Raw genomic sequence first — 3984 nt, forward strand, 5'->3', positions numbered from 1 at the left:
GTCCGGGGCGCCCGTACCCCCACTGCCTCACGCAGCGTGACCGGCAAGCCTGCCCGTCACCGCCGCACCCCCATCAAGTTCGAAGACCCGGTAATGCGAAACCGCCGTAACGGTAGTAACGGCGGCCCCGGTTCCGGCGGTGCTATGTCCTCGCCGGGCACGGGTTACCCGCATGCCCGGCAGCCCTACCCCAATGCAGCTCCCAACCAGGGGGATTCCGCTCCTCCCGGGCAGTTCCCGCAGCAGCCCAACCCCTATACCCAGCAGCCGCCGCACCAAGAGCAGTAAGGGTAATTCTCTGTCGGACGGACCGTGCTCAAGGATGGCCTCTGTTGGTGGGACAGCTCGCCATCCGGGTACGCGGAAACAATGACACCGCAGCGAATCAGTCCAAGAATGTGAGGGGATTTTCCTCAGTGGGTGCCATCGTCCTTATCCTCGGCATCATCGGTATCGGAGCGGTGATTGCCACCATCGTCGTCTTCACCGTAATGCGTGGCCGCCGCAACTCCGGGACCAGTCCGGTCAATTCTGGGGCAGGAACTTATTCCCCTCATGTGGGTTACTCACCGCAGCAGCCGGTCTACCCACCTGCCCAGCAGCCGTACCCCTCAACTCCCCATCAGGGATATCCCACTCCTCCGGGACTGCCCCCGCAGTATCCCAACCCCTACATGCAACAACCCCCGCACCAGGGCGAGTAGCCGATTCCGCTCTTCGTTCCGGCAGAGGCTGAACACTTTAGGGCCTCCGATGCCCTTTGGGCCAGATCAGCCGTTGGGAGGCCTCACCACTCGTGACCCCCAGCACATATACCGCCAAAATGAGGACGGTAAATGGCCGACGACGGTACCTCTTATTACGAACCTGGAGCGGGAAGGGATCTGGCCCGCAAATTTGAGTTGCAAGCATATGATTTGAGGGCCTATCTCAAAGAATTCACGGAGAAGACAGGGGAAGAGGCGATCACGGACGGATTCGGTGTTCTGGCGGAATCGGAGGAGGTCACATCCACCTATATCGCATACTCTGCGGACGTTGCCAGCGCCATGAAGGCCGTGCATGAGCACCTGGACAAGATCGCCGACGCTCTGCGGAAGGTCAACAAGGACGCCGAAGTCACCGATGACGACCTCGCGGTCCTCTTCGGCAAGCAAGCGGATGGTGACCGGTGAGCGGGAACGAGTCCGCGGCAGAAGAAATCATCGAACTCGGTATCGAGGTCATCAATCCCGGTGGTCGCCCGGAAGAGTTGGAAGCCGCGGCCAAGGCATGGCGCAATCTGCAATCTGACGTCGAGAGCCTCGTAGGGAACCTGGACCGAGAAGTCAAGAGGACTGTCGGGCACACATGGCGTGGTGAGGCAGCGAACGCTTTCCAGGCTCACTGGGAGGAGTTCGCCGGTGCCGTACTGGATGCCACAAAAGATTTCGACGAAGCCGCCAAAGGTCTCGAGGAGGCCGCCAAGTGCATTCGCGAGGTCAACGATGAGATCCATGAAATTTACATGGAGATCGGGATCTCCATCGGTGTCTCGGTAGGCATGTCGTTCCTGACGCTGGGTGTCTCGGCCGCGGCTGGTGCAGCGCGAGTGACCATGCTGGTCACTAGGGCTCTCGATGCCGCGGGGCGAATGGGCAGGCTCCTACGCTTGATCGGCACCATATTCCAGAGGCTCTACAACACGGGCAGGGCAGGGAAATTCCTCACTGAGGCAGCGCTCAACTGGGCGGGTGGCACTGCGGGTGGCATGATTACCAGCCAGCTGAGCGGCAAAGGCTGGGAAGTCACGACCAACATGATCGGAGGCTTCACCGGAGTGACCGTTGGTACTGCCGCGGGTAAAGCCGTGACCGCGCTGGGCGGTAAGGAGATTGTCAGTGGCATGGTGGGTGGTGCCGCTGGAGGGGTCTCGGGAGACTATCTGGACTCCCTACGCAAGGGTGAGGACTTCGACATCAGGCAAGAGGCCGTCACTGCTATCACCGGAGGCGCAGCCGGCGGACTCGGTGGCGGCGCAAGGGCGGTCGACAGGGGCTTCGATGACATGGCTCGAGGCCTGAGGAGCGACAACGACTTCGCCTACAGCGGGGACCGACCGGAGCACCAGCAGGTCGGAACCGACGCTGCCTTCGGTTCCGCCACTCCGGTAGCGGGAGGTATTTCCGCGAACACCGCGAAGGACGGCTTCGGAGGCGTGGACAAGACCGCAGAGCAAGCTCAGAAAGCTGCCCGAAGGGGCGTCGAGGGCGACCACAGGTCGGCAACGGACCGAATTCGCGAGGACTTCGGGTGACGGTGCATGCGGAAGTGGCTCGAACGCCTTTTAAGGCGTCTTTCAGGGTTGGCGCGTGGTGCGCTGGCCTGGGGCTGATGGCAGTGACGCCCGTGCTGTGGCTGTGGCTGTTCGTTACGCTCCCGGACCTGCGGCAGAAGCTGATCCTGGTCGCTCTGGGCGGCGTGCTCATCTGCGTCGTGGTGATCGCGCTGCAGCGGCGGTCGTCAGGGGGTTGGAGGCCGTTTGGAGAAGTCGCTGCGGCTGTGTGTGCTGAAGTTGACGACGAGGCACATGGCTCGGCTGCGGAGCCGGCCTCGCTGCCACGGACCATCCCTTCGAGGCGAGGCCAGCAGCTTCGAAGCCTTGCCTGGGGACTCGGGATTCCCGCCGTGCTCGTGGGCGTCGTCGCCTTGGCTGCGGGGGCGCCGCAAAGGCCGGAGCTGGTGCAACGCATCTATTCGGCTGGTGGCGAGTTCGGAGTCGCGCGAGCCCAAAAGGTGAGCGACGTCCGGCAGAAGTCCTCCAGTGGCAAGGACCCCTATACGGCGACGGTGGTCGTCCAACTACCTGTAGGAGCCGGCGCCGAGTCGGTGTCGACAACGGTCAAGTCGACGACATACGAGCCTCTGCGTCCCGGTGACCCGGTGAAGGTGCTGTATGCGCCCGCACAGCCGCAACTTGGAGCGGTGGCCGGGGACGAGCGCAGTCTGGGCTGGAAGTTGCGTGGGGAAACGATGCCCGCGTACATGCGCTGGTCCTTCGTCGTCGTGCTGCTGCTCGGATGGTTCCTGGCCATTAACCATCTGTCGGCCAGACACGGTTTTCGAGCGTTTTCACGACTGGGTGAGAAGGACAAAGCCATTCGGGGAAGCTACACGCGAGTTGGTGGACATTTTGATACAGAAGGGCAGAAGCGGCTGCTGAAGGGAAAGTACCTGGAGATCCGTACGGATGACGGATGGGCACACTTCTACGCAGGCGCAAGCGAGAACGGTCTGCCAGAGATGATGGTGGGTCAGCAGCTTTGGCTGTGCTGGGACGCACATCGGGGAGCGCGAGGCTCGCGGATTTCTCCGAGCACAACGCCCGCGGCGATGGTGTTCGACGCTGGCCTGGTGGTGCACGGAATGATGAGCGTTGACGAGACACGGTCGCTGAACGGCAGCGCGGTCTCTGTGGGGAAGCTGAGTCCTGCACCGGAGAAGGACCGGCCCGTCCGCCTGTTCGATCCGCGTTCCTATTGGCCTCTCTACATCGAGCCCTTGGCATTGCAGGCCTGCGTAGTCGTGATCGCGTGCGCTGTATTGCTTACGTTTGACGTGCCGACGGGATGGCGCTGGGTAGCTGGGATTGTCGGCTTCCTTGGAGCTTGCGGCGTCGGTGGTGCCGTTGTGAGCGAGGGCCGTTCCACGAAGAACGCCACAGCGCACTGATCTTTGACGTCGTGTTTGATGATCTGGCCATGTTCGGCATACCGGGGTATGGGGGCTCGAACTCGTGGTCGGTTGAGCCCGGTTGAGCTGGAGCGGCGGCGCATGCAGGCGGCTGATTTATTCGGACAGGGGATGCGTCAGAGCAAGGTCGCGGAAGTGCTCGGGGTGACGCCGCAGGGTAATCATTCAGGCGGTGTGCGCTGAGTGATGGATTTGGGCGTGTGGTGACGGCCGGTGACCGTGGTGGTCGTCGGCTGGCAGGGCGGGGTGTCA

At 62.6% G+C, this 3984-nt stretch carries 3 protein-coding genes; all 3 read left to right on the forward strand.

Annotated elements, in window-relative coordinates; genetic code table 11:
- Positions 1–836: 836 nt before the first annotated feature.
- The 3 genes from ACWD5Q_RS35180 to ACWD5Q_RS35190 all read left to right on the forward strand — a co-directional run bounded on the left by ACWD5Q_RS35180 (position 837) and on the right by ACWD5Q_RS35190 (position 3711).
- On the forward strand, positions 837–1175 hold the full coding sequence (locus ACWD5Q_RS35180; protein WP_451431134.1) for a hypothetical protein: 339 nt from the start codon (positions 837–839) through the stop codon (positions 1173–1175).
- Positions 1172–2296: a WXG100 family type VII secretion target gene (locus ACWD5Q_RS35185; RefSeq protein ID WP_451431135.1), complete on the forward strand. Its 1125-nt coding sequence runs from the start codon at positions 1172–1174 to the stop codon at positions 2294–2296. Before ACWD5Q_RS35180 ends, ACWD5Q_RS35185 begins: the two co-directional genes overlap by 4 nt.
- 77 nt (positions 2297–2373) lie before the next feature.
- Positions 2374–3711 (forward strand): hypothetical protein, encoded by a 1338-nt coding sequence (locus tag ACWD5Q_RS35190; protein ID WP_451431136.1) that lies wholly within the window; start codon positions 2374–2376, stop codon positions 3709–3711.
- Positions 3712–3984: the final 273 nt, after the last annotated feature.

The sequence above is a fragment of the Streptomyces sp. NPDC002513 genome, assembly GCF_053595355.1.